Annotated in this window: 27 protein-coding genes and 1 pseudogene; 18 read left to right on the forward strand and 10 right to left on the reverse strand. The window is 39.6% G+C overall.

The window, feature by feature from the left end:
* The first annotated feature begins 132 nt into the window (after nucleotides 1-132).
* The 5 genes from J4N25_RS21500 to J4N25_RS21520 all read left to right on the forward strand — a co-directional run bounded on the left by J4N25_RS21500 (nucleotide 133) and on the right by J4N25_RS21520 (nucleotide 2,829).
* Nucleotides 133-786: a hypothetical protein gene (locus J4N25_RS21500; RefSeq protein WP_207423874.1), complete on the forward strand. Its 654-nt coding sequence runs from the start codon at nucleotides 133-135 to the stop codon at nucleotides 784-786.
* Nucleotides 773-1,444, forward strand: coding sequence for an ATP-binding protein (locus J4N25_RS21505; RefSeq protein WP_207423875.1), 672 nt, complete (start codon nucleotides 773-775; stop codon nucleotides 1,442-1,444). The genes J4N25_RS21500 and J4N25_RS21505 overlap by 14 nt, the downstream gene beginning before the upstream one ends.
* 70 nt (nucleotides 1,445-1,514) lie before the next feature.
* Nucleotides 1,515-2,159, forward strand: a complete 645-nt coding sequence (locus tag J4N25_RS21510) for a DUF6266 family protein (RefSeq protein ID WP_207423876.1) — start codon at nucleotides 1,515-1,517, stop codon at nucleotides 2,157-2,159.
* The gene (locus tag J4N25_RS21515; protein WP_207423877.1) at nucleotides 2,159-2,614 is read left to right on the forward strand and encodes a DUF5675 family protein; all 456 of its coding nucleotides are present in this window, start codon (nucleotides 2,159-2,161) and stop codon (nucleotides 2,612-2,614) included. The genes J4N25_RS21510 and J4N25_RS21515 overlap by 1 nt, the downstream gene beginning before the upstream one ends.
* On the forward strand, nucleotides 2,611-2,829 hold the full coding sequence (locus J4N25_RS21520; RefSeq protein WP_207423878.1) for a hypothetical protein: 219 nt from the start codon (nucleotides 2,611-2,613) through the stop codon (nucleotides 2,827-2,829). The genes J4N25_RS21515 and J4N25_RS21520 overlap by 4 nt, the downstream gene beginning before the upstream one ends.
* Before the next feature lie 186 nt (nucleotides 2,830-3,015).
* Here the strand turns inward: J4N25_RS21520 and J4N25_RS27195 are convergent, their stop codons facing one another.
* Nucleotides 3,016-3,240: a PAS domain-containing protein gene (locus J4N25_RS27195; RefSeq protein ID WP_207423879.1), complete on the reverse strand. Its 225-nt coding sequence runs from the start codon at nucleotides 3,238-3,240 to the stop codon at nucleotides 3,016-3,018.
* 355 nt (nucleotides 3,241-3,595) lie between these two features.
* Nucleotides 3,596-6,331: a response regulator gene (locus tag J4N25_RS21530; RefSeq protein ID WP_207423880.1), complete on the reverse strand. Its 2,736-nt coding sequence runs from the start codon at nucleotides 6,329-6,331 to the stop codon at nucleotides 3,596-3,598.
* A gap of 388 nt (nucleotides 6,332-6,719) precedes the next feature.
* Between J4N25_RS21530 and J4N25_RS21535 the strand changes: the two genes are divergently transcribed.
* The 6 genes and pseudogenes from J4N25_RS21535 (at nucleotide 6,720) to J4N25_RS21560 (ending at nucleotide 12,558) form a co-directional block, all read left to right on the forward strand.
* The gene (locus J4N25_RS21535; protein ID WP_207423881.1) at nucleotides 6,720-9,143 is read left to right on the forward strand and encodes an ATP-binding protein; all 2,424 of its coding nucleotides are present in this window, start codon (nucleotides 6,720-6,722) and stop codon (nucleotides 9,141-9,143) included.
* Nucleotides 9,144-10,003: 860 nt separating this feature from the next.
* Nucleotides 10,004-10,597, forward strand: a pseudogene (locus J4N25_RS21540) (NAD(P)H-dependent oxidoreductase); the annotation flags it as partial.
* A gap of 67 nt (nucleotides 10,598-10,664) precedes the next feature.
* Nucleotides 10,665-11,123 carry a DinB family protein gene (locus J4N25_RS21545; RefSeq protein WP_207423882.1) on the forward strand — a complete coding sequence of 153 codons (459 nt, stop codon included), beginning with the start codon at nucleotides 10,665-10,667 and terminating at the stop codon, nucleotides 11,121-11,123.
* A 67-nt stretch (nucleotides 11,124-11,190) separates the two neighbouring features.
* A complete protein-coding gene (locus J4N25_RS21550; protein WP_207423883.1) occupies nucleotides 11,191-11,445 on the forward strand; it encodes an isocitrate lyase/phosphoenolpyruvate mutase family protein in 255 nt (84 codons plus the stop codon).
* Nucleotides 11,423-12,004, forward strand: coding sequence for an isocitrate lyase/PEP mutase family protein (locus J4N25_RS21555; protein ID WP_207423884.1), 582 nt, complete (start codon nucleotides 11,423-11,425; stop codon nucleotides 12,002-12,004). The genes J4N25_RS21550 and J4N25_RS21555 overlap by 23 nt, the downstream gene beginning before the upstream one ends.
* Before the next feature lie 218 nt (nucleotides 12,005-12,222).
* Entirely contained in the window at nucleotides 12,223-12,558 is a 336-nt protein-coding gene (locus J4N25_RS21560; RefSeq protein ID WP_207423885.1) for a carboxymuconolactone decarboxylase family protein, read from the forward strand.
* On the opposite strand, the gene J4N25_RS21565 is transcribed toward J4N25_RS21560, so the two are convergent.
* From J4N25_RS21565 to J4N25_RS21585, 5 genes are all read right to left on the reverse strand, one after another.
* Nucleotides 12,559-13,089 (reverse strand): RNA polymerase sigma factor, encoded by a 531-nt coding sequence (locus J4N25_RS21565; protein ID WP_207423886.1) that lies wholly within the window; start codon nucleotides 13,087-13,089, stop codon nucleotides 12,559-12,561.
* An 81-nt stretch (nucleotides 13,090-13,170) separates the two neighbouring features.
* A complete protein-coding gene (locus tag J4N25_RS21570) occupies nucleotides 13,171-13,764 on the reverse strand; it encodes a hypothetical protein (RefSeq protein ID WP_207423887.1) in 594 nt (197 codons plus the stop codon).
* Nucleotides 13,754-14,185: an RNA polymerase sigma factor gene (locus tag J4N25_RS21575; protein WP_242695975.1), complete on the reverse strand. Its 432-nt coding sequence runs from the start codon at nucleotides 14,183-14,185 to the stop codon at nucleotides 13,754-13,756. Before J4N25_RS21575 ends, J4N25_RS21570 begins: the two co-directional genes overlap by 11 nt.
* Nucleotides 14,186-14,542: 357 nt before the next feature.
* The gene (locus J4N25_RS21580; RefSeq protein WP_207423888.1) at nucleotides 14,543-14,938 is read right to left on the reverse strand and encodes a YybH family protein; all 396 of its coding nucleotides are present in this window, start codon (nucleotides 14,936-14,938) and stop codon (nucleotides 14,543-14,545) included.
* Nucleotides 14,939-14,949: 11 nt separating this feature from the next.
* Entirely contained in the window at nucleotides 14,950-15,729 is a 780-nt protein-coding gene (locus J4N25_RS21585; protein ID WP_207423889.1) for a class I SAM-dependent methyltransferase, read from the reverse strand.
* A 58-nt stretch (nucleotides 15,730-15,787) separates the two neighbouring features.
* Between J4N25_RS21585 and J4N25_RS21590 the strand changes: the two genes are divergently transcribed.
* Together J4N25_RS21590 and J4N25_RS21595 are read left to right on the forward strand one after the other, a co-directional pair.
* Nucleotides 15,788-16,633: a helix-turn-helix domain-containing protein gene (locus tag J4N25_RS21590; protein ID WP_207423890.1), complete on the forward strand. Its 846-nt coding sequence runs from the start codon at nucleotides 15,788-15,790 to the stop codon at nucleotides 16,631-16,633.
* A 293-nt stretch (nucleotides 16,634-16,926) separates the two neighbouring features.
* Nucleotides 16,927-17,217: a hypothetical protein gene (locus J4N25_RS21595; RefSeq protein WP_207423891.1), complete on the forward strand. Its 291-nt coding sequence runs from the start codon at nucleotides 16,927-16,929 to the stop codon at nucleotides 17,215-17,217.
* A 120-nt stretch (nucleotides 17,218-17,337) separates the two neighbouring features.
* Here J4N25_RS21595 and J4N25_RS21600 read toward each other — a convergent pair whose 3' ends face one another.
* Complete coding sequence (locus J4N25_RS21600) at nucleotides 17,338-18,321, reverse strand: aminotransferase-like domain-containing protein (protein ID WP_242695976.1); 984 nt, start codon at nucleotides 18,319-18,321, stop codon at nucleotides 17,338-17,340.
* 526 nt (nucleotides 18,322-18,847) lie between these two features.
* On the opposite strand from J4N25_RS21600, the gene J4N25_RS21605 reads away from it, so the two are divergent.
* From J4N25_RS21605 to J4N25_RS21625, 5 genes are all read left to right on the forward strand, one after another.
* Complete coding sequence (locus tag J4N25_RS21605) at nucleotides 18,848-19,354, forward strand: cupin domain-containing protein (RefSeq protein ID WP_207423892.1); 507 nt, start codon at nucleotides 18,848-18,850, stop codon at nucleotides 19,352-19,354.
* Between the two features lie 58 nt (nucleotides 19,355-19,412).
* Nucleotides 19,413-20,306: a dihydrodipicolinate synthase family protein gene (locus J4N25_RS21610; RefSeq protein WP_207423893.1), complete on the forward strand. Its 894-nt coding sequence runs from the start codon at nucleotides 19,413-19,415 to the stop codon at nucleotides 20,304-20,306.
* A gap of 216 nt (nucleotides 20,307-20,522) precedes the next feature.
* Nucleotides 20,523-21,203: an aspartate/glutamate racemase family protein gene (locus tag J4N25_RS21615; protein WP_207423894.1), complete on the forward strand. Its 681-nt coding sequence runs from the start codon at nucleotides 20,523-20,525 to the stop codon at nucleotides 21,201-21,203.
* Between the two features lie 202 nt (nucleotides 21,204-21,405).
* Nucleotides 21,406-21,960: a carboxymuconolactone decarboxylase family protein gene (locus tag J4N25_RS21620; protein ID WP_207423895.1), complete on the forward strand. Its 555-nt coding sequence runs from the start codon at nucleotides 21,406-21,408 to the stop codon at nucleotides 21,958-21,960.
* Nucleotides 21,961-22,090: 130 nt separating this feature from the next.
* Nucleotides 22,091-23,395 carry a spondin domain-containing protein gene (locus tag J4N25_RS21625; RefSeq protein ID WP_207423896.1) on the forward strand — a complete coding sequence of 435 codons (1,305 nt, stop codon included), beginning with the start codon at nucleotides 22,091-22,093 and terminating at the stop codon, nucleotides 23,393-23,395.
* A 160-nt stretch (nucleotides 23,396-23,555) separates the two neighbouring features.
* On the opposite strand, the gene J4N25_RS21630 is transcribed toward J4N25_RS21625, so the two are convergent.
* The gene (locus J4N25_RS21630; RefSeq protein WP_207423897.1) at nucleotides 23,556-24,563 is read right to left on the reverse strand and encodes a zinc-dependent alcohol dehydrogenase family protein; all 1,008 of its coding nucleotides are present in this window, start codon (nucleotides 24,561-24,563) and stop codon (nucleotides 23,556-23,558) included.
* A gap of 57 nt (nucleotides 24,564-24,620) precedes the next feature.
* The gene (locus J4N25_RS21635; RefSeq protein ID WP_207423898.1) at nucleotides 24,621-25,538 is read right to left on the reverse strand and encodes a helix-turn-helix domain-containing protein; all 918 of its coding nucleotides are present in this window, start codon (nucleotides 25,536-25,538) and stop codon (nucleotides 24,621-24,623) included.
* Nucleotides 25,539-25,748 lie beyond the last annotated feature (210 nt).

Here is a 25,748-nt window from a genome sequence, read left to right on the forward strand (position 1 = left end):
GCGAAAAATTTTTTCTAGTTGATTCTCTGTGAATTAAAATTAAAAAAAGGGGTTACACTCAGTTTGAGAGGGTTATATAATCCCTTGGCTATTTTTATTCTCTTGACCTTGTACCACACAAATCAGCACATCATGAATTACATCAAACACTTATCAGATTTCTACAATCAACTTTATTGTGATGAGCGCCCCACTCCTATGCATGTCAGCCTGTATCACGCACTTTTCCAGCGATGGAATCATGCGCAGTTCCAAAATCCCTTTGCGGTAAACAGGGCCGAAGTGATGAGACTATCGAAAATTGGATCGGTAAACACCTACACCAAATGTATGAAGGAACTAGCTCAATGGGGTTTCATCGATTACCTACCCTCTCACAGCATTCATGCAGGAAGCCGCATACGTATGATCACTTTTGATAATACTACTGATAATACAGGTGATCATACTACTGATAAAACAGCTGAGATAGAGCTGAGACCATTAAATAAACATAATAAACTAAATAAAACATTAACAAACATCTCTCTAAAAGAAGTTGAAGATTTTTTTGAATTTAAAAATTCAGGAAAGGAGGAAGCCTCTCTGTTTTTCAACCATTACGAGGCCTGTGGCTGGATGATGGGAAAAACGCCTATTCAAAACTGGCATGCAGCCGCCGTAAAATGGATGAACTCAAATTTCACAAAGGCGGCAAAAAAGAAGACAGAGCGGGCAACCCCAGCTAAACCAGTCTCCGGAAACCTATTTGTAAACCCTGTAAAAAACTACAATGAAGCCCTCTGAAACAAAAAATACGCTCGAAGTAGCATCACTTAACTCTCCACCCAAGCAAGAACCGCAAGTTCGGGAGTTTGATGACCTGGCAAATTATCTGGAACAAAAGGGGAAAGAACTTCTGGGAAATCATTTCAGGATCTTTCATGAAGATTACGATATCCTTTTCAGGATCCTGGTATATCTCTTCAAAGACCAGTATCATGCAGAGCTCCTAAATATTGACCTGAAAAAAGGCTTGCTGCTTACAGGTCCGGTCGGATGTGGTAAAACTTCTATTATGACAGTGATCCGCTGCCTGCAGTATCCAGGTCATCACTATCAGATGGTTTCAGCCAGAGACATCTGCATGCAATTCATGTCTCAGGGAGCGCCCGCAGTGCAGCATTATTCCTCCAGTGGTCAGCGCATTCCGCAAGTGTTCTGCTTCGACGACCTGGGCTCAGAAACCAACATGAAATATTTCGGGAACGAGGTGAACGTTATGGCAGAGATCATGCTCTCACGCTACGATCTCCTGATCCACCAACGCATTCCAACTCATGTAACCACCAACCTCTCGGCTACAGAACTAGAACAAGCATATGGAAACCGCATCCGCTCAAGGTTCAGGGAGATGTTCAACCTCATCGCCTGGAGCCCCGAAGCAAAAGACAAAAGGAAGTGATATTCAATCATTCACTCATTCATTCACTCATTCATTCATTCATTCATTCATTCATTAAAATCGATAACAAATGGCAAAATTACCAAACGGCGTATTAGGCAACTTCTACGGAAAAGTAGGAAACATTGTAGGCTACACCCATAAAGGGCAGCAGTGCATCAGACAGGCATCAAGAAAAACAACCAAAGCACCAACAGAGGCTCAGCTTGCACAAAGAGCAAGATTTAGCTTAGTAGGCAGGTTCCTCAAACCGATTAACCAATTCTTAAACAGCTTGCCAAAAAAATCGAAGAACGCGCAAGCCAGAAGTTCAACAGCGATGGCACAAGTGCAGAGGGCAATGGTAGAAGATGGAGAGACTCCTCGGATCGATTATCCCGAAGTAGTTTTGTGTGAAGGGTATGGTGGGATATTTGACGCAGAACTGACCCCTTGCCCCGGAGGTTTTTCCTTTCGATACACGATCCCGCGCTGGACCCGGCTAATGATCGAGGGGATTCATGTTTTAGTTTATCTACCAGAATATGAGGATTGGGTCATCGAAGAAGCAAGATTTGATGGCGAGCAAGTAGCGGGGACTGTGATACTTGAAGATTTCATGGGCCAGACCAGTGCAGAGGTATTTGCTATTGGCAAATATTGCAGGGGGACGAAAGTTACCAATTCCGTATATAGCGGTTCCGTGCTGATCACCGCATCAACAAATCCCGAATAATGGCGATAAAAGTTATCCGAGTAGCTGAGGGGAAGTTCAGTACCCTCAGTCACCTTTACCTCAACGATATCTTTCAATGCTATTTGCTCGAAGATAAGATCCGTAAAGAAAAGATTGCCGGGAAAACCTGCATACCGGAAGGAGAATATCAGTTGAAGCTCAATACCACAGGCGGGATGAATCTGCGGTATAAAAAGAACTATCCCGATATCCATAAAGGGATGATTGAGATCTGCGGCATTCCAAACTTCAGCCTGGTATACTTTCACGTAGGCAATTATATCGATAACACCAATGGCTGTTTACTTGCCGGGCATTATTGGACCATGGTAGATGGCGACTACATCGTTCTGCAATCCGGTCTGGCCTATCGCCTGGTATACCCACAACTCCTCGCGGCCCTAGAGAAAAAGAACAACAAACTAATAATAGAAAACAAAATTCAAAGATCATGAACACAAAACTGAACCTTAGGAGGAGGATCAAGTCCCCTACCCCCAGATTTTTCCGGAAAATAAGAAAAGCAGGCCTGATTGCCGGAGCCGTAGGAACAGCACTTTTAACAGCGCCAATAGCTCTGCCAGCAGCTCTGACGACGGTTGCAGGTTATTTGGTTACTGCTGGAGTGGTGGCAAGTGCAGTTTCGACGACTGCGGTGGAGAGGGAATAATTGTGATTTTAAATACCGAGCTACGATGTCCCCTTGTTAGCCTCGTAGCTTGTTTCTAAACTTTGGTCTCCTTTCATTTTTAAGCAATTTACCGGCTTTCTTGTGATTTTTCTTGGTCTCCGCCAATAAAAGGCTCTAGTTCTGTTAGCCTTCATTAATTAGCGGAAAAGCAAAAAATATCCCCAATTATACAAACGCAACCAAAATGGTCATCTTTTTAAATTCCTCCTCACTATATCCATACTGCCGAACTGCAGCATTGTTGCATTCTAAAAAATTAAGAGTACCAAGGTCATAAATCCACATAGGATTTGGATTGGAGAAAAATAAATACTTATACTGTTCCTCTGAAATGCAAAGCTTCTTCTTGTGAATGGCTAGCAATACAAAAAGCAGTGCGCTACTCGTCAAAACGAATAAAGCTCCCTTAGCCGTTTAAAAAAAACGCTTCATCTATCTTCCCATTAAAAACATGTACTATCCGGTCGGTTAGAATAAACCAAGGTATTCCAAATAGCAAATAACCAAAAACAGGCTTATAAATACCATTGTTCATGTAATAAGATAGTTTTACTTTCTTCAATCGATAGCACCAGAACTCTTGTTAATTTGTCAGAGGAATTATATCGATCCGTTTTTTACAGAAGCTACATTTTTTTCTCTCGCCATCGTATCGGTATTTCCATTTATGGAAGCCCAGCGGGCAAAATAATAATCGAAAAAAAAGCTTGATCAATGACTTGTTTTTTAGGATAAAAGTTGCTTATTAGATTTTATGCAGTAAGGTCTGCTTCAATATCGCTTTAAGGTCTTCGAGTTTTAAAGGTTTTGTTGCAAAATCGTCCATTCCAGCATTTAAACATTCTTCCCGATCCTCAGCCGAGGCATTAGCAGTCATAGCTACAATCCGTGGTTGTTCAATTTTCATTGACCGAATCACTTTAGTTGCCTCCAATCCGTCCATATCAGGCATCAATACATCCATCAAAACCAGATCATATTCTTTTAGCTTAAGAATGTTAACTGCTTCGACTCCGTTATTTGCCATATCAAGGGAATAGCCTAACTTATTCAGAACTCTTGATATTAGCTTCTGATTAATCAGGTTATCCTCTGCTACCAATATTCTTTGAGGATAGATTTCAGCAAAATCTTCGGAGAAAGGGGTAGGAACATTTGAAATATCTAATCCCTTTAAATCAGTTTTGCTTTTATTAAGTTCAGTCTGGATAGTATTGTACAGCAAATTTTCCTTAACCGGCTTCGTCAGTACGGAGGAAAATAAATGCGGAAACTTCGTTCGGGTCACATCTCCTACGGTGCTAAATAAAACGATAGGAACATACGGCTGGATCTTCTTAATCGCTTCTGCCAGTTCCACTCCATCCATTTCCGGAAGCACTTTATCTGTAAGAATAAGGTCGAAACGGGTGTTTTGCGAGACGATTTCAAGCGCTTCTTTAGGTGTTTCTTTGCATATTGCAACCAATCCCCAATGCTCTAGCTGGGCTTTTAAAATATCAAGATAGTTCCGATTATCATTAACAATAAGTATTCTTTTGTTCTTATTATCCTCTGAAAGGATCCGCATATTAATTTTTATGCTTTCTGACGGCTGATATGGAATATCGAATGAAAAAGTACTTCCAGCACCCACAATGCTGTTTACTTCTATTTTTCCTCCCATTAGATTAACAAGCCGTTCTGATATAACTAGGCCAAGACCTGTCCCTCCATATTTTCTGGTTGTTGATGAATCCACTTGGGAAAATGCTTTGAAAAGGCGGGAAATTTTATTTTCGGGGATTCCAATCCCTGTATCAATCACGTTGAAATTAAGAAAAAGCCCTTTCCCTTTAGATTGTTCTAGGCCTACTTTCACCAACACTTCTCCCGAAACAGTAAACTTAATCGCGTTATTTATTAAATTAATCAAGACCTGGCGCAAACGATGACTGTCTCCCATGATATTGGAATTGATTGCGGGATCAGTGGTATAAATCAAGTCTAGACCTTTATCTGCAGCTTTGACAGCAAAGACATCCATTACTGATTCAATGCATTCAGTCAGATTAAAATCGTGGTGCTCTAACTCGAGATGACCAGCTTCTATCTTAGAATAATCCAGAATATCGTTAATTAATGCTAGTAATGCATCTCCGCTTTTGCTTATTATATCTACATATTCCTCCTGCTCGCTATTTAAAGACGTTGAGGTTAAAAGCTTAGCCATACCAATTACCCCGTTCATTGGCGTACGAATTTCATGACTCATCGTTGCCAGGAACGAGCTTTTTGCCTGATTTGCTTTATCTGCCTTTGTCCTTTCCTCGGAAAGGGCTCGGTTTAGTTCGTTTAAATTCTCTGTTTGAACAGTCAACTCCTCGGATTGCGCCTGCAGTTCCTCATTAATTGCCTGAAGCTCTTCAGTTTGCACCTGTACCCTTTCCAAACTTAATTTTAGATCTGTAATGTCTTTAGATATGTTATGAATCCCAATAACCTCTCCATCAACAATAACAGGAATTTTAGATACATGAATGAAGCATCTTTTACTTAAAGAAGGAATAAAGAGTTCTTGTTCAAAAGTTACCGGTTGCCCCCTTAGGGTAATTTGTAATTGTTTTTCAGACGCTTCTACTTTATCTGGTTCAACAAAGTATGAATAATGCTTATTAATAACAGCTTCCGGGGGAAGACCATATAGAGTTTTAACAGAATTGTTGATATCAGTGATATATCCATCTCTGTTTTGATAGTAAACCATATCAGGGTTGTTTTCGAATAGAGATTTATACTTGATCTCACTTCTCTTAACCTCAAATTGAGCCGTTTTAAATTCAGTAATATCGAAAGTTATTCCAACAAACTTGGGAGCCCTGCCGGAAATGCTATCTACAACTACCTCCCCAATATCTCTTACATACTTCAGTGATCCGTTTTTCAAGACAATCCGATACTCAATATCATACCGGCCCTTTAGCTCTACTGCACGGTGAACTTCCGTTTCAAAGTACAGAATATCTTCGGGATGAATGAAACTAAGATAAGTATCATAATTTAGGTCAACGCTTCCTGGTTCTATTCCTAATATTCGAAAAAGCTCCTCAGACCAATAGTTTTGATTGCTATAAACGTCTCCTGATAACATTACTTCCCAACTTCCAGCCTTGGCGACAGAAAGCATCGCATCCCGGTGCTTCGCCACTTTTTCAAGCTCATTCACTTGGAGTTTAATGGAATTGACCTCGCGTTCCAGCAGAGTTAAGAGGTCGGAAACGTTACCGAAATTTTCTGTGCCGGAATCATTAGGTTTTATAATGTCAGGTCTAAGACTACCTAGAATTGCTGCAAGCCTCCTCTCTATAACATCCGAATCTGCTAATCCTGAACGCTGGGCGTAGAAATCGTTATAATCCTCAAGGATCTCTACAAACAAATTTTTATACTTTTCAGGAATGCTTTTATATTTTGGATGCTCCTTTACCCTTTCTAAATGCATGGATTAGTGTACGGCGTAGTCGAAAAAAAGTTGCCAAGTGTGCTTCTTAGTGTAATAAAACCAGAACCTCAGATGAAAATAGGCACCGATATCATCCGTATCTAAATCCTTATTAAATAAGGACCGTTAAAGTGGAATCACCGCGAAATAAGGAAATTGGCTTTTGTAAACAACGTTAATTGTACGGGCTGAAGTCTAAGAAGTTAGGTTAGTTAAGGGAGGTTTGGGATTTTATATTCCTTTTGCTATTCTCAATTATCCTTACAGCACTTAATCAAATCTCCTTTCCTCTTAATGCATTATTCAGTTACACGAGCTGCAAACAAGTTTTGGCTTAAATGATGATTTTTAAACTAACAAAGCTACTTTTACCCCTACTGGATAAGAATTGAGTACAATAGAAATGGATTCGAGGTTAAATAGGATAAGACAATTGGAAGACGAGCACGGATTTGGACTAGTAGGGACATACCTACTGGACTATCAGAAGAAAATAGTGTATGCAGATAAAACCTTAAGTGCTATGTACGGATTGCCGTTTGATGAAGCAGGTATTCCGCTAGCTGATTTCTTAAAAAACATCGATGAAGAGGACCTTCAACGCGCCAATCATTTGAGAGAGGCTCAAATAAATAAAAGTGAGCCTTACCAGATTGAATACCGCGTTAGAATCTCCCCTGAGAAAACGAAATGGGTTTTAGCAAGAGCTAAGGCTAAAATGGTGGATGGAGATCTCTTTTATGAGGGCATTGTGGTTGACGTAACTTCAGGAAAAGAGGCCGACATTGCGCTTCAGACTCAAAACAAGTTGATTAGGACGATCACCGACAATGCAACATCTGCCCTGTTTTTAATGAATGACAAAGGATATTGTACTTTTATGAACCCAGCCGCCGAAACCATGTTTGGCTACACATTAACGGAGATTAAAAGTAAACCTCTGCACTATTTAATACATCATCATTACCCTGATGGTAGGGAGTATCCAATGGAAGAATGCCCACTGGATAGGGCGCTACCACAAAACTTCGAAATGCGTGCGCATGAAGATCTTTTTTTTCGTAAAGACGGAACTTCTCTCCCTGTACTCTGCGCTGCCAGCCCTATTTTCGAAAATGGAATTCCGGTGGCAACAGTGATCGAAGTTCGAGATATTTCAGAGCAGAAGAAAGCAAACATGCTCCTGCAAACCCATGCAGAACGTCTTGAAATATTAAACTCGATAGGTTTATCAATTTCAGAGAGTTTAGACTTGCAGGAAATACTACAAAAGGTTACCGATGCAGTAACTAAGCTGACAGGCGCCAATTTTGGGGCTTTCTTTTATAATACGATTAATGCATCTGGCGAGGCTTTTTTGCTATATACATTGTCAGGAGCCCCGAGAGAGGCCTTTGAAAAATTTGGCACACCTCGCAATACCGCTGTTTTTCATCCCACATTTGCCGGAGAGGGCGTGGTTAGGGTAGCTGATATCACTAAGGATCCACGCTATGGCAAAAATGCACCTAATAATGGAATGCCGGCAGGGCATCTTCCGGTAGTAAGCTATCTTGCTGTACCAGTAATTTCGAAATCTGGTAAAGTTATTGGAGGGCTCTTTTTAGGCCATAAAGATGCAGATGTATTTACAGCAGAACACGAGAGTTTAGTTCTTGGAGTCGCTTCGCAAGCGGCAATAGCTCTGGACAACGCAAAATTATACGAAGAGGTAAAAGAACTCAGCATAAAAAAAGATGAGTTTTTGTCTATCGCCAGTCATGAACTTAAAACTCCGCTCACCAGTATTAAAGCCTTCAACCAGTTGATGCAGCGTACGAAAGACTGCGCCAAGTTGTCGGATTTTGTTCAGAAGTCTGCCGAGCATATTAGCAGGTTAGAGAAGCTTATAAATGACCTGCTTGACGTTAGTAAGATCAATGCGGGTAAGCTGCAATTTACTATGGAACAATTCAACTTCAGGCAGATCGTTACAGATTGTGTGGAAAGTGTTCAGCACCTTGCTCCATCTCATAAAATTTCTGTCGAAAATGCTGTTGACGTTCTATATACCGGCGATCGTTTGAGGTTAGAACAAGTATTAAATAACTTTTTGACCAATGCCGTTAAATATTCTCCTGGAGGGGAAAGGGTATTAGTTAGCAGCACCTTACAAAGTAATAATCTGATAGTTTCAGTACAGGATTTTGGTATCGGAATTCCTCAGGACCAACTGGATAAACTATTTGACCGATACTATAGGGTAGATAACACCTCAATGCGGTTTGAAGGCTTGGGATTAGGTTTATTTATATCATCCGAAATATTGAAGCGCCATGGTGGCGACTTTTGGATTGAAAGTGAACAGGGGAAAGGCTCAACCTTCTTTTTCAGGCTGCCACTTGAAAGGCAGGGGGAAGCGGAGGTAACAGAGACAGAGATCTCTTATAAAGATTCTTCTATTACCATTCTATATAACCAGCAGGACGATCGAATTGAAGTGGATTGGAAAGGCTTTCAAAATTTTTCTTCGGTCCAGAACGGCTGTATGAAAATGTTGGAAATATTAAAAAAGAATCAGTGTTATAAAGTAATTAATGATAACAGAAATATTCAGGGAACCTGGTCAGAAGCAGCAGAATGGGTAGGTAGGGAATGGTTTCCTATGATGGAAGAGGCTGGTCTCCGTTACTTTGCATGGATCTTCTCTCCCAGCACTTTCAGCCAATTATCCGCTAAAAAGAGCGTAGATATAAAAGAGGGTAGGGTGATGACCGAATTTTTTACAGATATCGGTTCGGCAGAAAAATGGTTGGATGATAAAGGAGGTTAAGTCCCTCAGACGTGAAAGAGAAAAACTTCTGTTTTTCTCTTTCACGTGAAAATACAGATTTCAGATGCCAGATAGTCGTTCAAAGGCAGATATGTCCCTGTCTATATTTGTGCTTTTTCGTATAATTGAATTTCCTCTATTCGTCGTTCAAGTGCTCTTGTAACATTACTGGAAAGTCATTCCAATCTCTTATACTCGTCAGCCCGAAACTTACGAGGCCTTGTATCGATTACACAAAATTCTCCAATCTTATATCCTTCTTTTGACAATATAGGTGCAGCAGCATAAAACCGCAGTCCGAATGCTCCGGTTACGAAAGGGTGAGCAAGCAAATGGAGGTCTGTCCCTGAATATTTTTAACGTAGCTGGTGGTTGTGGACCAGCATTGGCGCCCTTAATTAGAATTCGTCTAGTTGATATATCCACTGAATCAACTGAAGAAAAGTATTGTGATATTACAATAATTCGGATTCAATAATTCATAACAACAAGTTCATTTTTTTACATCATTTTTGATTAATGATTAATGAAGAAAAGTTTACGACAGAGCTAAGACAGAAATTTGAAAGCTACTCTCCGATTTCGAATAGATCCTGGGAATTCATAAAAGAGCATATAAGATTTGAATCTGTTAAGAGAGGTGAAATTGTACTTATGGAGGGTCAAATTTCTCGGAAGATTTATTTTGTGTGCTCTGGGGCTGTACTGGAAGTTTCTTATGTTACCCTACAGGCATCATTAATGGGGAAACGCCTCTATGATAAACTAGGCTTTAAAGAGGATTTCATCCTTAAGAACTACATTTTGAAACAAGATATCTAATAATGGAACTCTTAAAAAATTGAAACTGGCGTTATGCTACTAAGAGCTTTAATCCTAACAAAAAAATTGACCAGGATAATCTAGAAAGAATTAAGGAGGCTGTCAGACTTTCAGTTTCTTCTTACGGGCTTCAATTGTATAAAGTTCTTATTATCGAGGACATAGAACTTAAAGGAAAACTAATGTCTGCATCATGGAACCAGCAACAAATTATTCAATGTTCTCATCTTTTTGTATTTTGTAACTACACGAAAGTAAATGCTGAACATATTCATGATGTTCTTAAATTGCAATCGGAAATTCAGGGAATGCCAATGGAAGAATTAGTAGGATATCAAGATTTTTTAATCTCCAAGATATCTGAACAATCTGACGAGGAAATAGTAAGTTGGTTAAAAAGACAACCGTACCTAGCGTTGTCCAATCTACTTATAGCTTGTGCCGAACTTAAAATAGATGCTTGCCCTATAGAAGGTTTTGAGCCAAATAAGTACAATAATATTTTGCAACTTGAACAGAAAGGGCTGAATGCTATTGTACTGGCTGCGATTGAATATTGCTCGGATGAGGATCCCAATCAGAGCGCCAAAAAAGTTAGGAAATCCAAAAGTATGCTTTTTGAGCACTTATAATAAAGAGAAGATATATTATGGAGTCTTATCCAATAATGGAAGCACTCATACAACAATTAAACATTAAATGGAAAGTATTTTCGATGCCTGGATGACGAGCAGGCAATTATATTCTGATTTATTTGACAAGTATAGCCTAGATGAGCTTAATAATATTCCTAAAGGATTTAACAATAATATTATCTGGAACATTGGTCATGTTATCGTAGCACAACAGTCGTTGATTTACAAGTCTTCTGCCCAATCGATGCTTATTTCTGAAGACCTTTTTCATAAGTACAAGCCGGGCACAAAGCCGACTGAAGTTGTTGACCAAGAAGAGGCAGATGAGTTGAGACAACTTTTAACTACTCTAATTCCCCTTACAATAAATGATTTTCACAGCGGTAAATTTAAAGTATTCAACGCTCGAACAACAGGAACTGGCTTCTTACTTAGCTCGCTTACTGATGCTTTTGTTTTCAATAATTTCCATGAGGGCTTGCATTTAGGTTACATAATTAGTATCAGAAAATTTTTAAATTAAGCAGACCTGTTGCTTTCCGATGTAAAGGTGAAGCGCGTCTAGAATTTTTTTAATCTTTAATTATTGTATGATGAATAATTACAGCGCGAAAGCTGAAGCATTTTTAAAGCTTCATCCAAATCAAACTTTATTTCTACTGCCTAACTGCTGGAACGCTGCAAGTGCCAGAGTATATCAGGAGGCGGGGTTTCCGGCTATTGGAGCAGTAGTGCTGGCATTGCTTTTTCTATGGGCTATTCGGACGGCGAAGCAATTCCCTTTGACGAAATGCTTTATGTTTAAGCCGGATTGTAAAATCAGTGGATATTCCAGTCTCTGCTGATATTGTAGGCGGCTTTGCGGATTCACATCTTGAATTAGAATACAATATTTCTAAACTTATCGAAGCGGGAATTGTAGGCGTTAATATAGAAGATAGCATTAATGAGGGTACCTTGAAGCAAATTTCAGAGCAGGTTAAAAACCTTGAGGTAATTAGAAGCGTTGCCCAGCGCTACCAAGTGCATTTAGTCATTAATGCCCGAATCGATACCTATTGGCAGAATGGAGATAGCTCTGATATTGAAGAGACGATAGAAAGAGCGTATGCATATAAAAAAGCAGGAGCAGACTGCATTTTCGTTCCGGGGATAACCAATCTTGAGGAAGTAAGAGAACTTAGAAAAAAAGTGAATTGCCCAATCAATCTTTTGGCCAATAATCTTCCAATAGAAAAGCTTCAGGAATTGAAAATTGAACGGCTCAGCCTTGGTGGACTTCCATTTCGAGCTACACTTGGATACTTAAGTGCCTCCATTAATGAACTTCAAATGAAAACCAATTTAAATTCCTTTAACAAGTATGCAATGAACTATAACAAGCTGATGGAATGGTTTATGTAACTGAGTTAAATTAGGGATAAAGAATTTCAAGTAAAAATTGTTGGAACTGAAAAATTGTATAAGACTGTGTGGACTTGATTTATCTACTTCTGCAACAGCACTATGACTTTCCGGACCTCGAGTTGCACTTCTTAAATCAGTTTTGACAATGTGAGATTTATAAATAATTCATCACTGGGTGATAATTTCTGATTTCAGGTATTAACACCTAAAAATTTATGACAAAGTTTTCCGAAAGTTCAGACAAGCATTTTGCTAAAGACATTATTGAGGCGGCATCCAACCAGAGTAAAGCGTGGTTAAAGTTTATTGAGCAAGTAGAAGATGTAGAAACTAATATCCCTACGAAGTATAAAGAACTAATATCTATAGGGATAGCATTAACAACACAATGTCCTTACTGTATCGAAAAGCATATCAGTCTAGCTAAAGAGGAAGGCGCTAGTAAAGAGGAAATAGCTGCAACCATCATGATTGCTGCAGCTCTTCGGTCGGGTGCCGCCTTGGGTTATGGATTGCTAGCTATGAAATTTTATAAGGAGGAGTCGGAATAGCTAATTAATCGATTTCTTCTTTAATTGTTTCAGGCATTTATACTGTTGATTTGCAGCAGTATGCCTGTTTTTCCAGCCCATTTTCTTTATCAATGTCTCCATTGGCATCATGGTAAAAAAAAGAGCCTTTAGGATACGTTGACAATGCCCTGTAATTTTTGACAGCAAACCTTGAACCCTTTCTTCCACCGTTGGTTCTGGTTTTGATTCGTACGAGAAAGTGATGCACTCTTCTTCGTAAATATTGCTGTAATTTATTGCTTTAGATTGCCTTAACCTTTTGAGCCATAAGTTTCTAGCGACACTAAACAAGTACGTTTTGGGAGATGAGGTCAGTTGAAAACCGGGTGTACGGATTTTCTGAATCAATACGATGAGAGCTTCCTGAAAAATATCTTCAGCATCCTCAAGGGTACCAGAATTACTACTAATGTAATTCTGGATACCAGGAAAACAATCGTTGTATAGGGCCCTAATAGATTCCTCCTGACCAGCCTCCCATTGTTTAATGGATATATCTTCAGTCTTCATTGAGCTAATATCCTCTTTTCGGAGTATCTTTAAACATTAAAACTAAGCACGCTGCAGCTAAACTTTGCCATCAATAATAGTTTACCTGTTCAGCTCCTTGAGAATTCCCTCTGCCCTATCCAGAGATTTATCGTATTTATTAAACACCCAGCGCGTGAAATAGTAAAGAAAAGGAGCCGCTAGCGCGTACAGATACCATAGTGTTGCTGACTCAAACAAATCCTGATCGTTCATCAACTTACCGAGTAACGGTATAATAGTAACAAAAAGCATTGCGCCCAGGTAAAAACTCATTTTTTGAAGTCTTATGAGACTTATCTTTTTCATACTGTGGTCTGACAATGCCTGTTTGTAATTTTTATTCGGAATATCAATGGAACCCATTTTAAACACTGAAATAAGTGATATTACTGGTAGTACGATGAGCACTAATACCGAAATTATCCCACAAGTTATCAGATACCATGAATCAAGTTTTTCAATACCGTTAATAACAAAAAGCAATGCAGCCAGACAAACTCCTGCTCCTGTAAATTCCGAAAACTTCATTGCCCTGAATTTATTCTTGTAGTTTTGTTTAGTCATCTCTATTATTTTAGAATCTGTTAATTTTTCTTGTTTATCAATATCTGCAGATAGCTCAAGCCACTGTTTTTTTAACTCATCAAAATCCATATCCTACTTTTTCTATTTGTACTGTTAATTTTTTCTTGATCCTTCCTAAGCGGGTTCCGACATTCGTGGTTGTAAATCCTGTTACAGCAGCAATTTCCTCGTAACTTTTCCCTTCTAGAAAAAGGAAAACAATCGCTTTTTCGACCTCGTTCAGTTTCTTTATCTGCTTAAAGAGTAGCTCGTGCGTGTAGTTCCGGGAACTATCGACCATGTCTGCTCTGTTAAGTAGCTTATCATCGATTTCAACCTGATTTGCTTTCTTCCTGCCTTTGTCCAAATATCGAATGCCGGTATTTAAGGCAACCCGATACATCCAGGTGCTGATCTTAGATTCATTACGAAAAGATGAAAAGCTTTTCCATAACTGATATATGATATCCTGACGCAGGTCCTGCTCATCCTCCGGATTGTTCGAGTACATTTCGCCACCTTATAAATAAGACCTTCATTCTCCCGAATGATTTCGATAAACCTGATTTTGGCTTCACTCGAATGATTAGACATGCTTAATAAGTGTAGGGAAGGTCCTAAAAATCACAATTACTTTATCTTTTTTCTCCTTCATCGGACGCAAGTGACATAAGGCGTCCTTTTCTGAGACTAAAACGATTATTGGTCCTGCTTTTTGAACCTTAATGTTTTAAAAGGTAAATATAGGATTGGCAGTAGCTTTACCTCGTTATACTGAATTAAAAAGCCAGGGCCAGCCCTGACTTGATATTACAGATAGTTCGTAAGATGATTGGCTCTGGTTTATATTTAAGCTAGGTCATCGCTATTAATTTAATACTTCTGCAGCGAATGGATTATCAACGAGCCAGAGCCAAAGTCCTTCACTGTTCTTTTTCATTAGACATGAAGTTGCTCCATTCATTAAAACCGGCTCTCCATTTGGCATAACAGCTTCTAAAGTCCATTTATCCATCCACAGCGCCATGTCTCCGACGATTGTAAATTTCTGCCGGCTCCCTTTTATGGAAGGCTTCCACGAGCAGAGATGTTCGAGAGATTTTTGAATATTGTCTAAGCCTCTTATCTCTTGCCCATCTTGTTCAATATACACTGCGTTTGTATCAAAACAACTAAGGGCGCCTTCAAGGTTTCCATTAAGTATGCAGTGCCTGAAATATCTTACTGCACCAGCTGGCTCAGTCCTATCAAAGTTTTGTACCATAAGTTGTTTATTTAATTAATTAAAGAGCCTTCGGGTTTCCTTCCGGCGAAAATATGTATCGGATAATACATTTTCAATGAATCATCAAATTGTGTTGCCTTTATTCCAAGTGTATCAATCCCGACATCTTCAATAATCATTCGGCGCAATTTTTCCTTGTCGCAAAAAGAAGCTTTAAGTTGATCTTCCAACTCAATTTCCATATAGTAATTGTCATGTTGTATGGTTATTAAACCGGATGAGACGAAAAGCTCCCGATGTTCATTTACGGACAGAGCAGATACATGAGATGAATCTCTTAATAATTCCATTTCATTATACCTATCCTTTTTTTCATCGGGCAGCGCGACGTCGGCAACCAGGATAAGCCCGCCCGGTTTGCATACTCTTACCATCTCTGATAATACCTTTTTTGGTATGTTTAAGTGATGAAAACTGAACCTGGAGATAACTATTTCGAACGTATCATCTTCGAAAGGCAGAGAATTTACATCTCCCTGAATAAATTCGACGTTGTTTAGTCCCTTGCTTTTTTGCAAGCGCTTAGCCTCGTCAAGCATTTCCGGTGTAAGATCGATTCCTGTTACCCCTTCTACATATGCAGCAAATGCAAGGCCTACAATACCTGAACCACAGGCAACATCTAATACCCTGTCAGTTACAGTTGGTTCTGCCATGTTAAAAAGCCGGATTAAGTCTTGAGTATGAGCGCTAAGGGCGGTATACGCTTTCGCCTGCTTCGCGAATTGCTCTTTGATCTCCTTGTTATGAATCTCTGATTTCTCGGTCATCTGTTTTTTTCTGCAAAACACTAAATTTACCTGCTGATAGGATATCGATATTTAGTCAATGAGTAATGGTAAGAGGACAATTATAGATGTAGATGCTGGCTTCGATCTGGATCCAAGCCGGCCGCTGATCTCTTTTTCCCAAAAGGTCATCAATACTCAATGCGCTTCAGCTCATCATCATCCCCGCGCTCAGTTAATTTATTGTGACCAGGGAGTGATGAAAGTTGAATTTGCTACCGGGGTATGGATTGTTGGATCGTTACAAGCGATGTGGATTCCAGGCGACGTGGTCCACCAGGTTTATTTTCCTGAGCATGCGAACTTGAATTCGATTTTTATAGCTCCTTCCATTGCATCTGAGCTTTCTCAAACCAGTTTTGCATTTCACATTGATGATTTCTGCAAAAGCCTGATTTTAAAAATTACATCCTTTAATAATCAATCTCCTCTCACTGTTCAGCAGAAGCGGATTCAACAAGTTTTTCTTGATGAGCTTTCTCTGGCTAAACCCAGTACAACCTTTCTACCTTTAAGTAACCATCCGAATATCAAAAAGATAGCAGAGGCGCTTGAAGAATCTTATGAGTACAAATGCCCGATAAACTATTATGCCGACTTATGCTGTGTTAGCACCAAAACCCTATCCAGGTTGTTCAGGAAAGAACTCGGGCTAACGTTTTCGGAGTGGATATTAAGATATAAGTTAATAAAAGCTGTCAATCTCCTAGGCAACAATCACTCGGTAAAAGAGGTGGCATTTGAACTTGGCTATGAAAACTCCAGCTCATTTATATACACTTTCAAAAAGTTTTTTAAGGTAACCCCGGGTTCTCTTACTTCTGGTACAAAAATGTCAAAATCCCTGATGAAACCTTCCTATAAATTCAATGGAGGTAGTTTCTGATCTATCTTTTCCATGTGGCAGGGATTGTTTACTTTCGCTTAGACCCCTTGCAAAAACAACAGTTGTTCATTAGCCATTTAATTTTCACAGTCCAAAACTACGCTCGTCCCCATAATATAGGATCCCTTTAGCTACTACAAACCCGTCTAGGAAAGTGAATAATGATTGTCGAGCTTATTTTTACAACTTGACATAATACAACTATACATATTTGCATAAATACATAAAAAATAGAATTAGAGTACTTACTATCGTGGACTATTAGCCCGATAGTAGATACTAGTATGTTTGGAATGACAATACAGTCAACTGGTGTTAACTTAAAAAGCGATGGAGATAATTTGGGAATTGGACGTCAATTAATTCCTGAAATCATAACACCAAATGTAGCTAATATGAAAAAAGCTGTAATAGTAGCATTCGATAAATTTACAGACATTGATATTTTTTTAGCATGGGACTCACTTAATCGAGTTAAATTCAGAGACAGAGACCTTCAAGTAAAGATCGTTGGAACTGAAAAATCACCTAAGTCTGCATGTGGACTTGATTTGGCAACTCATGGACCTGTGAGGATGCAATGATGGAGACCTTGTGGTTGTGATTAAGAAATCTATCCATCTGCTGAGCACGCAATTAATCAGGATTGCCCAGCAGATTTCAAAAATTTTACTTGTTTTAAAGTGGCTGAAAACAACCCGTCTTTACAACAAGGATGAGATCATTTTAATCCCGTATTCGAGCTGATCTTCGTTCAATGATGCATAGCCAAGGCGTAAGCCGTTGATTGGCTTATCGAAGCTAAAGTCCTGAGGGGAGATGATCTGTATCCCTTTGTCAAGCAATTTTACAGCTATTTTTGAAAGGTTTGTTTCTTGTTTCGGTGTTAGCCAGAAGGCCAGCCCACCCTCGGGCTTATGAAAATTCACTTTCTCAGACAAATGCTGATTGATCACCTTTTCAAAAAAATCACGCTTGTTTTTATAATGAAGTGTTGCTTTACGAAGATGACGCTTAATATGCCCCTCATTAATCAATTGCAATACTGCTTGGGCCATAATATTATCTCCTTGCACATCTATAATCTTTCTCAGCTCAGTCACTTGTGCAATCAGATTTCTCGACGCTGCCAGATAGCCTAGTCTCAGTGCAGGGGCAACAATCTTGCTCATGGTACCTATATAGATGAAGTTTTCAGCATTTTCAAAGCTGCTTACGGGAAGTATAGGACGTTGGCCAAAATGAAATTCGTTGTCGTAGTCGTCTTCTATTATTGTAAATCCATGCTTATTAGATAAAGTTACCAGTTCCAGCCTTCGTGGCAAACTAAGGGTTACGGTTGTAGGAAATTGATGGTGAGGTGTGATATAAATAGCTTTAATGCTGCCATAGTTCTCAAGCAGCAACTTAAGGTCTTCAATAATTAACCCCTCATTATCTACCCCCACGGGCAAGATTTGGGCACCAGCACTTTTAAATGCTTGCCATGCAGGTTTATACCCTGGATTTTCCACCACAACATGATCCCCTTTTCGCAAAAGGCACTGGGCGGACAGATACATTGCCATTTGACTTCCTCTTGTTATAAAGATTTCATCTGCTGAAAGTCGCATTCCCCGCTTAAAATTCAGCATTTGGATAATGGCATTACGAAAGTCAGTGTCTCCGGATGCATTACTGTAACCCATAAGTTGCCATCTTCCCTTCCGACTGAATATTTGCCTGTAAGCTGCTGCAAGTTCAGTAATTGGCGCGATCCGGGTATCAGGAAGGCCGTCATCAAAAATAATTTTCGGCTATAGAACTACCTCTTCCTTAATCCTTTGGGGAGTATTAAGCTTTACCTCCGGAAAGGCTGGAAGCTGCTTAGCAATAAAAGTTCCTTTCCTCTCCTTAGATTCTAACCAGCCTTCAGCCAGTAATACATCCAAGGCCTCAACAATTGTATTTCGATTTTATTTCAATATAGAGGCCAGCTGCCTACTGCCGGGTAGGGCGTCCCCACGGTTAAGTTTACCCGTCTTAACGGCATTAATGATAGCATCAGCAATCTGTATATAGATGGGCCTTTCACAATTGACATCGATAATTATTTGAAGATCCCAAGGTCTAAGCATATCTGGACTAGTTTGTTTTGTGATTTCTGCACCAGTAAGGCAGTCCAAATATAATTCATTTTTGTAGTGCAATACTGCAATAACATTATCTTTTTTTATGGCAAATAGCAATTTTAACTCTGCAGAGTCAGAAACCCAAACAGTGATTTATGAGCAAAAGCAGTTCAGCTCGAAAGACTTTCATAAAACCTTTGCAAGGCCTATTTATGTAAAGCCAACCAACCTTATACACAAAAACGTCGAAGAAGCCGGAGAACATGACGGATTTTCTACAGAGCGGAAACATCCCGTTTTTTTTGTGGACCTACCAAGCAAGAATGTGAGTATGACGATAGGCGGCCTTCTTCCAGGGCAGTTGACAAACAAACATCGTCACACCTACGAAACAGTGCTTTATGTTTTGGAAGGAAAAGGTTACACTGAGGTCGAAGGAGAAAAAGTAGAATGGCAGAAGGGTGATGCTGTATACATCCCATCCTGGGCTTGGCATAGACACCAAAACCTAAGCAACACAGAGATGGCCAAATACATTGCTTGTGAGAATGCCCCTCAGTTGCAAAACCTTGGTGTTGCTCTTCGAGAAGAAGAAGGAAGAGATCTGTAATTAACCTATCAACTGGGCTTTTAACTAATAAGTCTTTTATCTTACAAAATAAATACAAATGAAAGAAAATCTTCTTGAAGGAGTAATTGCTTATCCTATCACTCCATTTGACAATAATGAACAAGTCGATATTCCACTTTTCAAAGTGCTTGTTGAACGCTTGATAGCATCCGGCTCCCATGCAATTGCCCCTTTGGGCAGTACAGGAGTCCTGCCTTACTTAACGGACGAGGAAAAAGAAGCTGTAACCGAAGCAACTATCCAACAAGTAGCAGGCCGTGTACCTACCTTAGTGGGTGTATCTAACTTAACTACTGAAAAAACCGTGTATCATTCTAAGTTTGCTGAAAAGGCGGGGGCTACAGCGGTAATGATTATACCTATGAGTTATTGGAAACTAACGGATGATGAGATTGTGAAGCACTATGAGGCAGTTGCTTCTAAGATTTCGTTACCCATTATGGCTTATAATAATCCTGCAACGGGAGGGGTAGATATGTCTCCTGCACTTCTAAAAAGATTGGTTGAAATCCCTAACATTACGATGATTAAGGAGAGTACAGGCGACGTTCAGCGGATGCACTATCTAAGGCGGGAATTAGGCGACGATGTTGCCTTTTATAATGGCTCTAATCCTCTGGCGCTTGCTGCCTTCGCTGCTGGCGCTACAGGTTGGTGTACAGCGGCCGCTAATTTGATCCCTGAACTTAATTTGAGCCTCTATCAAGCAATCCAATCGAATAACCTGCCAGAGGCACAAGCGGTATTCCTCCAGCAAATAGACTTGTTGAAATTTATTGTAGCTAAAGGACTACCAAGAGCAATTCAGGCCGGCCTTAAACTTTTAGGTCAGGAGGCTGGACAATTAAGAAGCCCTTTACAGCCCCTGACAACGATTGAAACAAAGGAACTCGAGAATATTATGTTTGAAGCTTATGAGCCAGCAAAGTAATGCATAGACACTTAAATTTATTTATCTATTATTCTAAGGAAGGTTGGCAGATTTTCTTCTGCTAACCTTCATAATACCTCTTTTTTAAACCTGTTATTTGAAATCTGAAAAACACAAAAAAGCAAAAGGCATTTTTTAAGCCGTATTTCCTTTTAGCTAAAAAATTTCATACATTCTTAGCTGGAATAACGAGATAACACAAATAGTAATTTAATAATGAGAAAAATAGGACTAGTTGGTGGCATAAGCTGGGTATCTACTATGGACTACTATAGATATATCAACGAAGGAGTTAACTTAAAACTCGGGGGGCTTAACTTTGCCCAGTGCGTGATATATTCTTTAAATTTTGGTGAAATTCAAGCTAGAAGTTGGGACCAATCTTTCGATCTATTACTAAACGCCTGTGAAAGCCTCAAAAAAAGTCGCGTTGATGGCATTGCTTTATGTGCAAATACGGCACATCTCTTTGCTGACAGACTTCAAGGAATTATTGAGTTGCCCATTATTCATATTGTAGATGCCACGGCACAAGCCATTGCAAGTAAAGGCTTTAAAAGGATAGGCCTTTTAGGTACAAAATTTACTATGGAGATGGATTTTTATAGAACGCAACTTGGAAAGCACGATCTTGAGGTATTGATACCTGACAAACAAGAAGTTAGAGATTATATTCAACATACTGTAAAAGAAGAGTTAGGTAAAGGATTCATCAATCCTGATACAAAAACAAATTATATTACTATAGTCAATGATCTGGTTAACAGAGGCGCAGAATGTATAGTACTAGGGTGTACAGAAATTCCAATGCTTATCAATCAAGCAGATTTTGCTATTCCTGTTTTTGATACCACTAAAATTCATGCACAAGCAATAGTGGAATATATTACAACTTGAAATTATTAGACGGAGCAGCCAACATTCGTTTACTAGCAGAAGTGCTATTTTCGTACATTGGTTCATTGATAGCAATGATTAGCCCTCTTTCCTTTTGGAATAGTCAATTCGTCCATGTACTTACCACCTTAGTCCATGTTAGCCTGGTGGCAGGCTGTGCACCTTTGTATTGTCAATGGTGACACAATAAAAACAAGATACAATGCCACGTTTAAAAGCACTAGATCCACAAACAACAACCGGTAAATCAAGCGAATTATTTGGCGCTATTCAAAGCAAATTAGGAATGGTTCCAAACATGATGCGTACAATGGGAAACTCTCCTGCAGTATTAAATGGTTACCTTTCACTAAGCGGAGCGCTTGCTGAGGCTTCATTAGGAGCTAAAGTAGGGGAACTTATTGCCCTGACCGTTGCAAACGCCAATAGCTGTGACTATTGCAATGCTGCTCATAGCTTTATCGGAGAAAAGCTTGTCCATATCGACACAAAGGCAATTGCTGATGCCCGTGAAGGAAAGTCAACCGATCAAAAAATCCAGGCTGCACTTACATTTTCAAGAGTTCTTGTGGATAAAAAAGGTTTGGTAAGCAATGCAGATGTTGAGGCAGTTAAGGATGCAGGTTATGACGATGCAGGAATCGCTGAAATAATTGCGCACGTTGGTTTAAACATCTTAACCAACTACTTTAATAATGCAGCACAGGTAACAGTAGACTTCCCTGAGGTTGAACTGGTTGAGACCGCAGTAATTTAAATTTCCACCTTAAAGGATGGGCTATATCCTATGGCTCATCCGGGCTTTAAGGATCCCCCTTATGCTCAATATTTTCCAAAATAAAAGAAATGAACTGGGCGAGGCCAGTGCTAAACTCAATTAAAACTTTATGAAAACTACTAATATAACTTACAAATGGACAGTGCTCGCGCTGTTCTCTTTAATTTTTACTGCTTGTAAAAAAGATAGCGTTTCATCCGTAATGCATGAGACACAAACAACAGTGACCGTTGAAAATGTATTGGATTCGAAACCATTGGTGGAATCGGGTACTTTCCAGGGAAGCGGAACTCCTCCAGTGATTTTCCCTGGCCAAGCGGTTAGCATTCAGTTTTCGGCAGCTAAGGGACAAGCAATTTCTTTTGCTACCATGTATGGTTGGTCTAACGATCTATTTTTCGCTCCTGCAAATCCCGGTATAGCGGTATACGATGCTAGTGGGAATGCGATAGAAGGAGATGTATCCTCACAAGTGAAACTCTGGGATAACGGAACACGAGTTAACCAGGTTCCGGGAGCAAATGTGAATCACCCGGGCGTGCAGGAGTCGAAAGTCGTTACAGAAGTAAGGGGAATGGATGCCCAGGGAAATGCTTACTTGCCGGCGTCGTCTTTGGTAAAAGCTACTCTAAAATATAATGGCAACTCTCTTTTTACACTGACACTTCAAAACATCTCTGGTGGAAGCAGCAATGAAACGCCGCTGAGTCCGGGCGTATGGTCTGTATCTTATGTCGCAGGAGGACAATTACTAAATCCTTCACCGTTATATTCAGCCGGTATGTCTGCTGCAAACGGACTTACCAGTCTTGCTGAAACAGGTAACAACGTTCCATTGAAAGACTATTTAACATCCATCACGGGCATCTTTACTCCGCTTTCACCGGTATTGCTTGTTGTGTATCATGGTGTGGAAAACCCAGTTTATAAATTGGGAATGCCAGACCGCGGACAAGGATTGAAAGCTCTGGCTCAGAAAGGAAATGCGGACACCCTGGCTGCCTACCTGAAAGGGAAACCGGGAATAAAAGCAGTTTATGTGCTTAAGGCACCGTCTACAACGGTACTGCTTCCGGTTATTGGAAGCCAGTCTGGAGGCAAAGTATCGCAAGAGATTAACGTTAGCGAGGGTGATCGTGTAGCAATCGCAACGATGTATGGTTTCTCCAACGACTGGTTCTTTGCTAGTTCAGAAAATGGCATCGATGCAAATTTTAAAGGAGATGTATCTTCATTGATTAAACTTTTTGATAATGGTACAGCGCTTAATGAGTTTCCCGGTGCGAGTATCTCTCAGTTTAATTTAACTGGTACGCCCCTAAAAGAAAGTCTGCCTATTGCTCTTGTTCCAAATCCAAATATGTTTAATACTTTGCCAGAGGTGGCAAACATGATCAAGGTAACGCTGAAGTAGTGTGAGTTTCAATTTCGGTAGCCTTATTACTTCAATATCAGAAGATACTGATAGTAATAATGGCTACTGAAATTTTGCTGCAAACAGCATTTATAATTATCTAAAGAAAATAATAAGCAGTTGGCTTTTCATTTATCTTTTGGTACCATATATCCAGATTTTAAAATTTGATAACTATTTTTCCAAAGGCAGTACCGGATTTAAGCTTTTGAAAAGCCTCTTGTACCTGGTGTATAGAATAAATACTGTCAATGACTGGCCTTATATTATTTCTCTCTATTGCCTGTACCAATTCGGCCAGCTCTTGGGCGTGCCCTACGGAATAGCCCTGTAAGCGGATGTAATTGATTATTAATGGAAAAATATCGATAGCAATTTTGCTTCCCGTTAAAAATCCTGCGATTCCAACATAACCATGCTCCCTAACAGAAAGAATGCTTTGTTCTATTGTCTCGTTTCCCCCTACATCCAGGGTAACATCTACCCCTATTCCTCCATTAAGTCGCTTTACTTCTGCACTCCACTTGGGAACTTCTTGATAATTGATCACAGCATCTGCTCCCAGATCAAGCAGCAGTTGTTCTTTAGTCTTACTTCCGGTAGTGGCTATAACTTTCAAACCGAAAGCTTTTGCAATTAGCAAGGCAAAAAGTGAAACTCCACCGCTTCCCTGCACTAAAATAGTTTGACCGGCCTTAATTCCAGCCTGATTTACCAGGCTTGCCCAAGCCGTAAGTCCGGCAACCGAAAGTGCTGCTGATTCTTCATCCGTCAAATTTTCCGGCGCAGATACCAATGTATCTTCTGGTTGTACAGTAAATTCTGCTAAAGTTCCGGGTGTTTGGAGTCCTGTTCTAACCTGATTGGCGTAACTGGATATTTTTCCTCCCTGCCATCTTGGAATAAATGGAATTAGCACTCTGTCGCCTTTCTTCCATCGATTAACATTTGCCCCTACCTGTTCAACTACACCTATACCTTCTGAAACGGGAACGTGAGGCAGCGGTAGATTAGGGGCCATTACTCCCTCTACAACAACAAGGTCCAGGTACTGAAGGGAGACAGCAGTAGTTCTTACCAACACTTCATTTGCGCCAATTTGTGGCGTAGGTATTTCCCTTAATTGAAGATTCTGAATGCCAAATTGTTCTAATTGTATTGCTTTCATAATTGTCTTTATTATAAAGCAAAACTAGATAAGGATCACCTGTAAAAATTATGGCGATCAAACCAATTGATATGATATTGAAACGTGCTTTTTTCTAAACTGAGTAGGCGTTTCTCCGACAAGCTTCTTGAAAAATATGTGAAAATTAGAAGAATGCTCGAAGCCTAAGCAGTAAGCTATTTGAGTAATATCCCAACTACTATGTTGTAGTAAAGCCTTCGCTTCCTTTCCAATTTGCTCTGCAATCCATTCAGTAGTAGTTTTACCTGTAACTTCTTTTAATGCTCGGTTCAAATAGTTTGTATGCACATTTAACTGGGCAGCAAACTCCTTTGCCGTTCTAAGTTTCAAAACCTGATTAGGAGAATCAATAGGAAATTGCCTTTCTAGTAGCTCCAAAAAAAAGGAAGATAGCCTTTCCGTTGCATTCGTCGACTGAAAAAATGAATCGGGTGATTGCATTTTCATTGCCTCATGCATTACAATCTGTATATAGCTCCTTAGTAAGTCGTATCTATTAAGGTAGGATGAAGCAACCTCCCGAATCATCGATTCGAAAAGGGCACTTAATACGCTAAGGCTGTCTTCTGAAGGGAAAAAAATATGATTACCTCCAGCCTTGAAAAGCGGAGAAGTAGAAAGACTGTTATTCTTGAGGTTCATGTCCACAAAATCTTCGGTGAAAAGGCAGAAATATCCTGTTTGAATATTCGTAGTAGGCTCCCAGGAGTAAGGTATCAATGGATTCATGAAGGTCAATGCCGGACTTTTCAAATACAGGGATGTGTTTGAGGTTGACATAAGCCCCTCTCCTTGTAATATCAAGGATATTTTGTAAAAGTCTCTCCTATTTGTAGGTAGTGAGGTAGCATCACAAGCAAAATCTTCTCGTCTGTACACATTAAATTGCCCTGTATATCTATCTCCCTGGGAATGACGATTGTAGAATTCATTGATGGTTTCCTTTGTCCTCATTCTGCCAAGTTATGATTTTCAAACAAATTAGGAATCCTTAAAAGTATTTGAAAATCGGCAGACATTCTGAATGTTCCTAGCTATCTTTCAAAGTCTACTGTTTAGATATTTTTGTTTTTTCTTGTAAAGAATGTAACATTTAGACTTTTGTTGAAAAAACAAATGAGATATTAGTTTCTAAAGTTTTTTACGCGTTACTGAATTTAGCTA

The sequence above is a fragment of the Desertivirga brevis genome (assembly GCF_017355835.1).

Bases quoted from the DNA above. Each gene is read 5' to 3' on its own strand.
- J4N25_RS21500 (WP_207423874.1), top strand. From the start codon at position 133: ATGAATTACATCAAACACTTATCAGATTTCTACAATCAACTTTATTGT.
- J4N25_RS21505 (WP_207423875.1), top strand. From the start codon at position 773: ATGAAGCCCTCTGAAACAAAAAATACGCTCGAAGTAGCATCACTTAAC.
- J4N25_RS21510 (WP_207423876.1), top strand. From the start codon at position 1,515: ATGGCAAAATTACCAAACGGCGTATTAGGCAACTTCTACGGAAAAGTA.
- J4N25_RS21515 (WP_207423877.1), top strand. From the start codon at position 2,159: ATGGCGATAAAAGTTATCCGAGTAGCTGAGGGGAAGTTCAGTACCCTC.
- J4N25_RS21520 (WP_207423878.1), top strand. From the start codon at position 2,611: ATGAACACAAAACTGAACCTTAGGAGGAGGATCAAGTCCCCTACCCCC.
- J4N25_RS21530 (WP_207423880.1), bottom strand. From the start codon at position 6,331: ATGCATTTAGAAAGGGTAAAGGAGCATCCAAAATATAAAAGCATTCCT.
- J4N25_RS21545 (WP_207423882.1), top strand. From the start codon at position 10,665: ATGGAAAGTATTTTCGATGCCTGGATGACGAGCAGGCAATTATATTCT.
- J4N25_RS21550 (WP_207423883.1), top strand. From the start codon at position 11,191: ATGATGAATAATTACAGCGCGAAAGCTGAAGCATTTTTAAAGCTTCAT.
- J4N25_RS21560 (WP_207423885.1), top strand. From the start codon at position 12,223: ATGACAAAGTTTTCCGAAAGTTCAGACAAGCATTTTGCTAAAGACATT.
- J4N25_RS21565 (WP_207423886.1), bottom strand. From the start codon at position 13,089: ATGAAGACTGAAGATATATCCATTAAACAATGGGAGGCTGGTCAGGAG.
- J4N25_RS21570 (WP_207423887.1), bottom strand. From the start codon at position 13,764: ATGGATTTTGATGAGTTAAAAAAACAGTGGCTTGAGCTATCTGCAGAT.
- J4N25_RS21575 (WP_242695975.1), bottom strand. From the start codon at position 14,185: ATGTACTCGAACAATCCGGAGGATGAGCAGGACCTGCGTCAGGATATC.
- J4N25_RS21580 (WP_207423888.1), bottom strand. From the start codon at position 14,938: ATGGTACAAAACTTTGATAGGACTGAGCCAGCTGGTGCAGTAAGATAT.
- J4N25_RS21585 (WP_207423889.1), bottom strand. From the start codon at position 15,729: ATGACCGAGAAATCAGAGATTCATAACAAGGAGATCAAAGAGCAATTC.
- J4N25_RS21590 (WP_207423890.1), top strand. From the start codon at position 15,788: ATGAGTAATGGTAAGAGGACAATTATAGATGTAGATGCTGGCTTCGAT.
- J4N25_RS21595 (WP_207423891.1), top strand. From the start codon at position 16,927: ATGACAATACAGTCAACTGGTGTTAACTTAAAAAGCGATGGAGATAAT.
- J4N25_RS21600 (WP_242695976.1), bottom strand. From the start codon at position 18,321: ATGGGTTACAGTAATGCATCCGGAGACACTGACTTTCGTAATGCCATT.
- J4N25_RS21605 (WP_207423892.1), top strand. From the start codon at position 18,848: ATGGCAAATAGCAATTTTAACTCTGCAGAGTCAGAAACCCAAACAGTG.
- J4N25_RS21610 (WP_207423893.1), top strand. From the start codon at position 19,413: ATGAAAGAAAATCTTCTTGAAGGAGTAATTGCTTATCCTATCACTCCA.
- J4N25_RS21615 (WP_207423894.1), top strand. From the start codon at position 20,523: ATGAGAAAAATAGGACTAGTTGGTGGCATAAGCTGGGTATCTACTATG.
- J4N25_RS21620 (WP_207423895.1), top strand. From the start codon at position 21,406: ATGCCACGTTTAAAAGCACTAGATCCACAAACAACAACCGGTAAATCA.
- J4N25_RS21625 (WP_207423896.1), top strand. From the start codon at position 22,091: ATGAAAACTACTAATATAACTTACAAATGGACAGTGCTCGCGCTGTTC.
- J4N25_RS21630 (WP_207423897.1), bottom strand. From the start codon at position 24,563: ATGAAAGCAATACAATTAGAACAATTTGGCATTCAGAATCTTCAATTA.
- J4N25_RS21635 (WP_207423898.1), bottom strand. From the start codon at position 25,538: ATGAGGACAAAGGAAACCATCAATGAATTCTACAATCGTCATTCCCAG.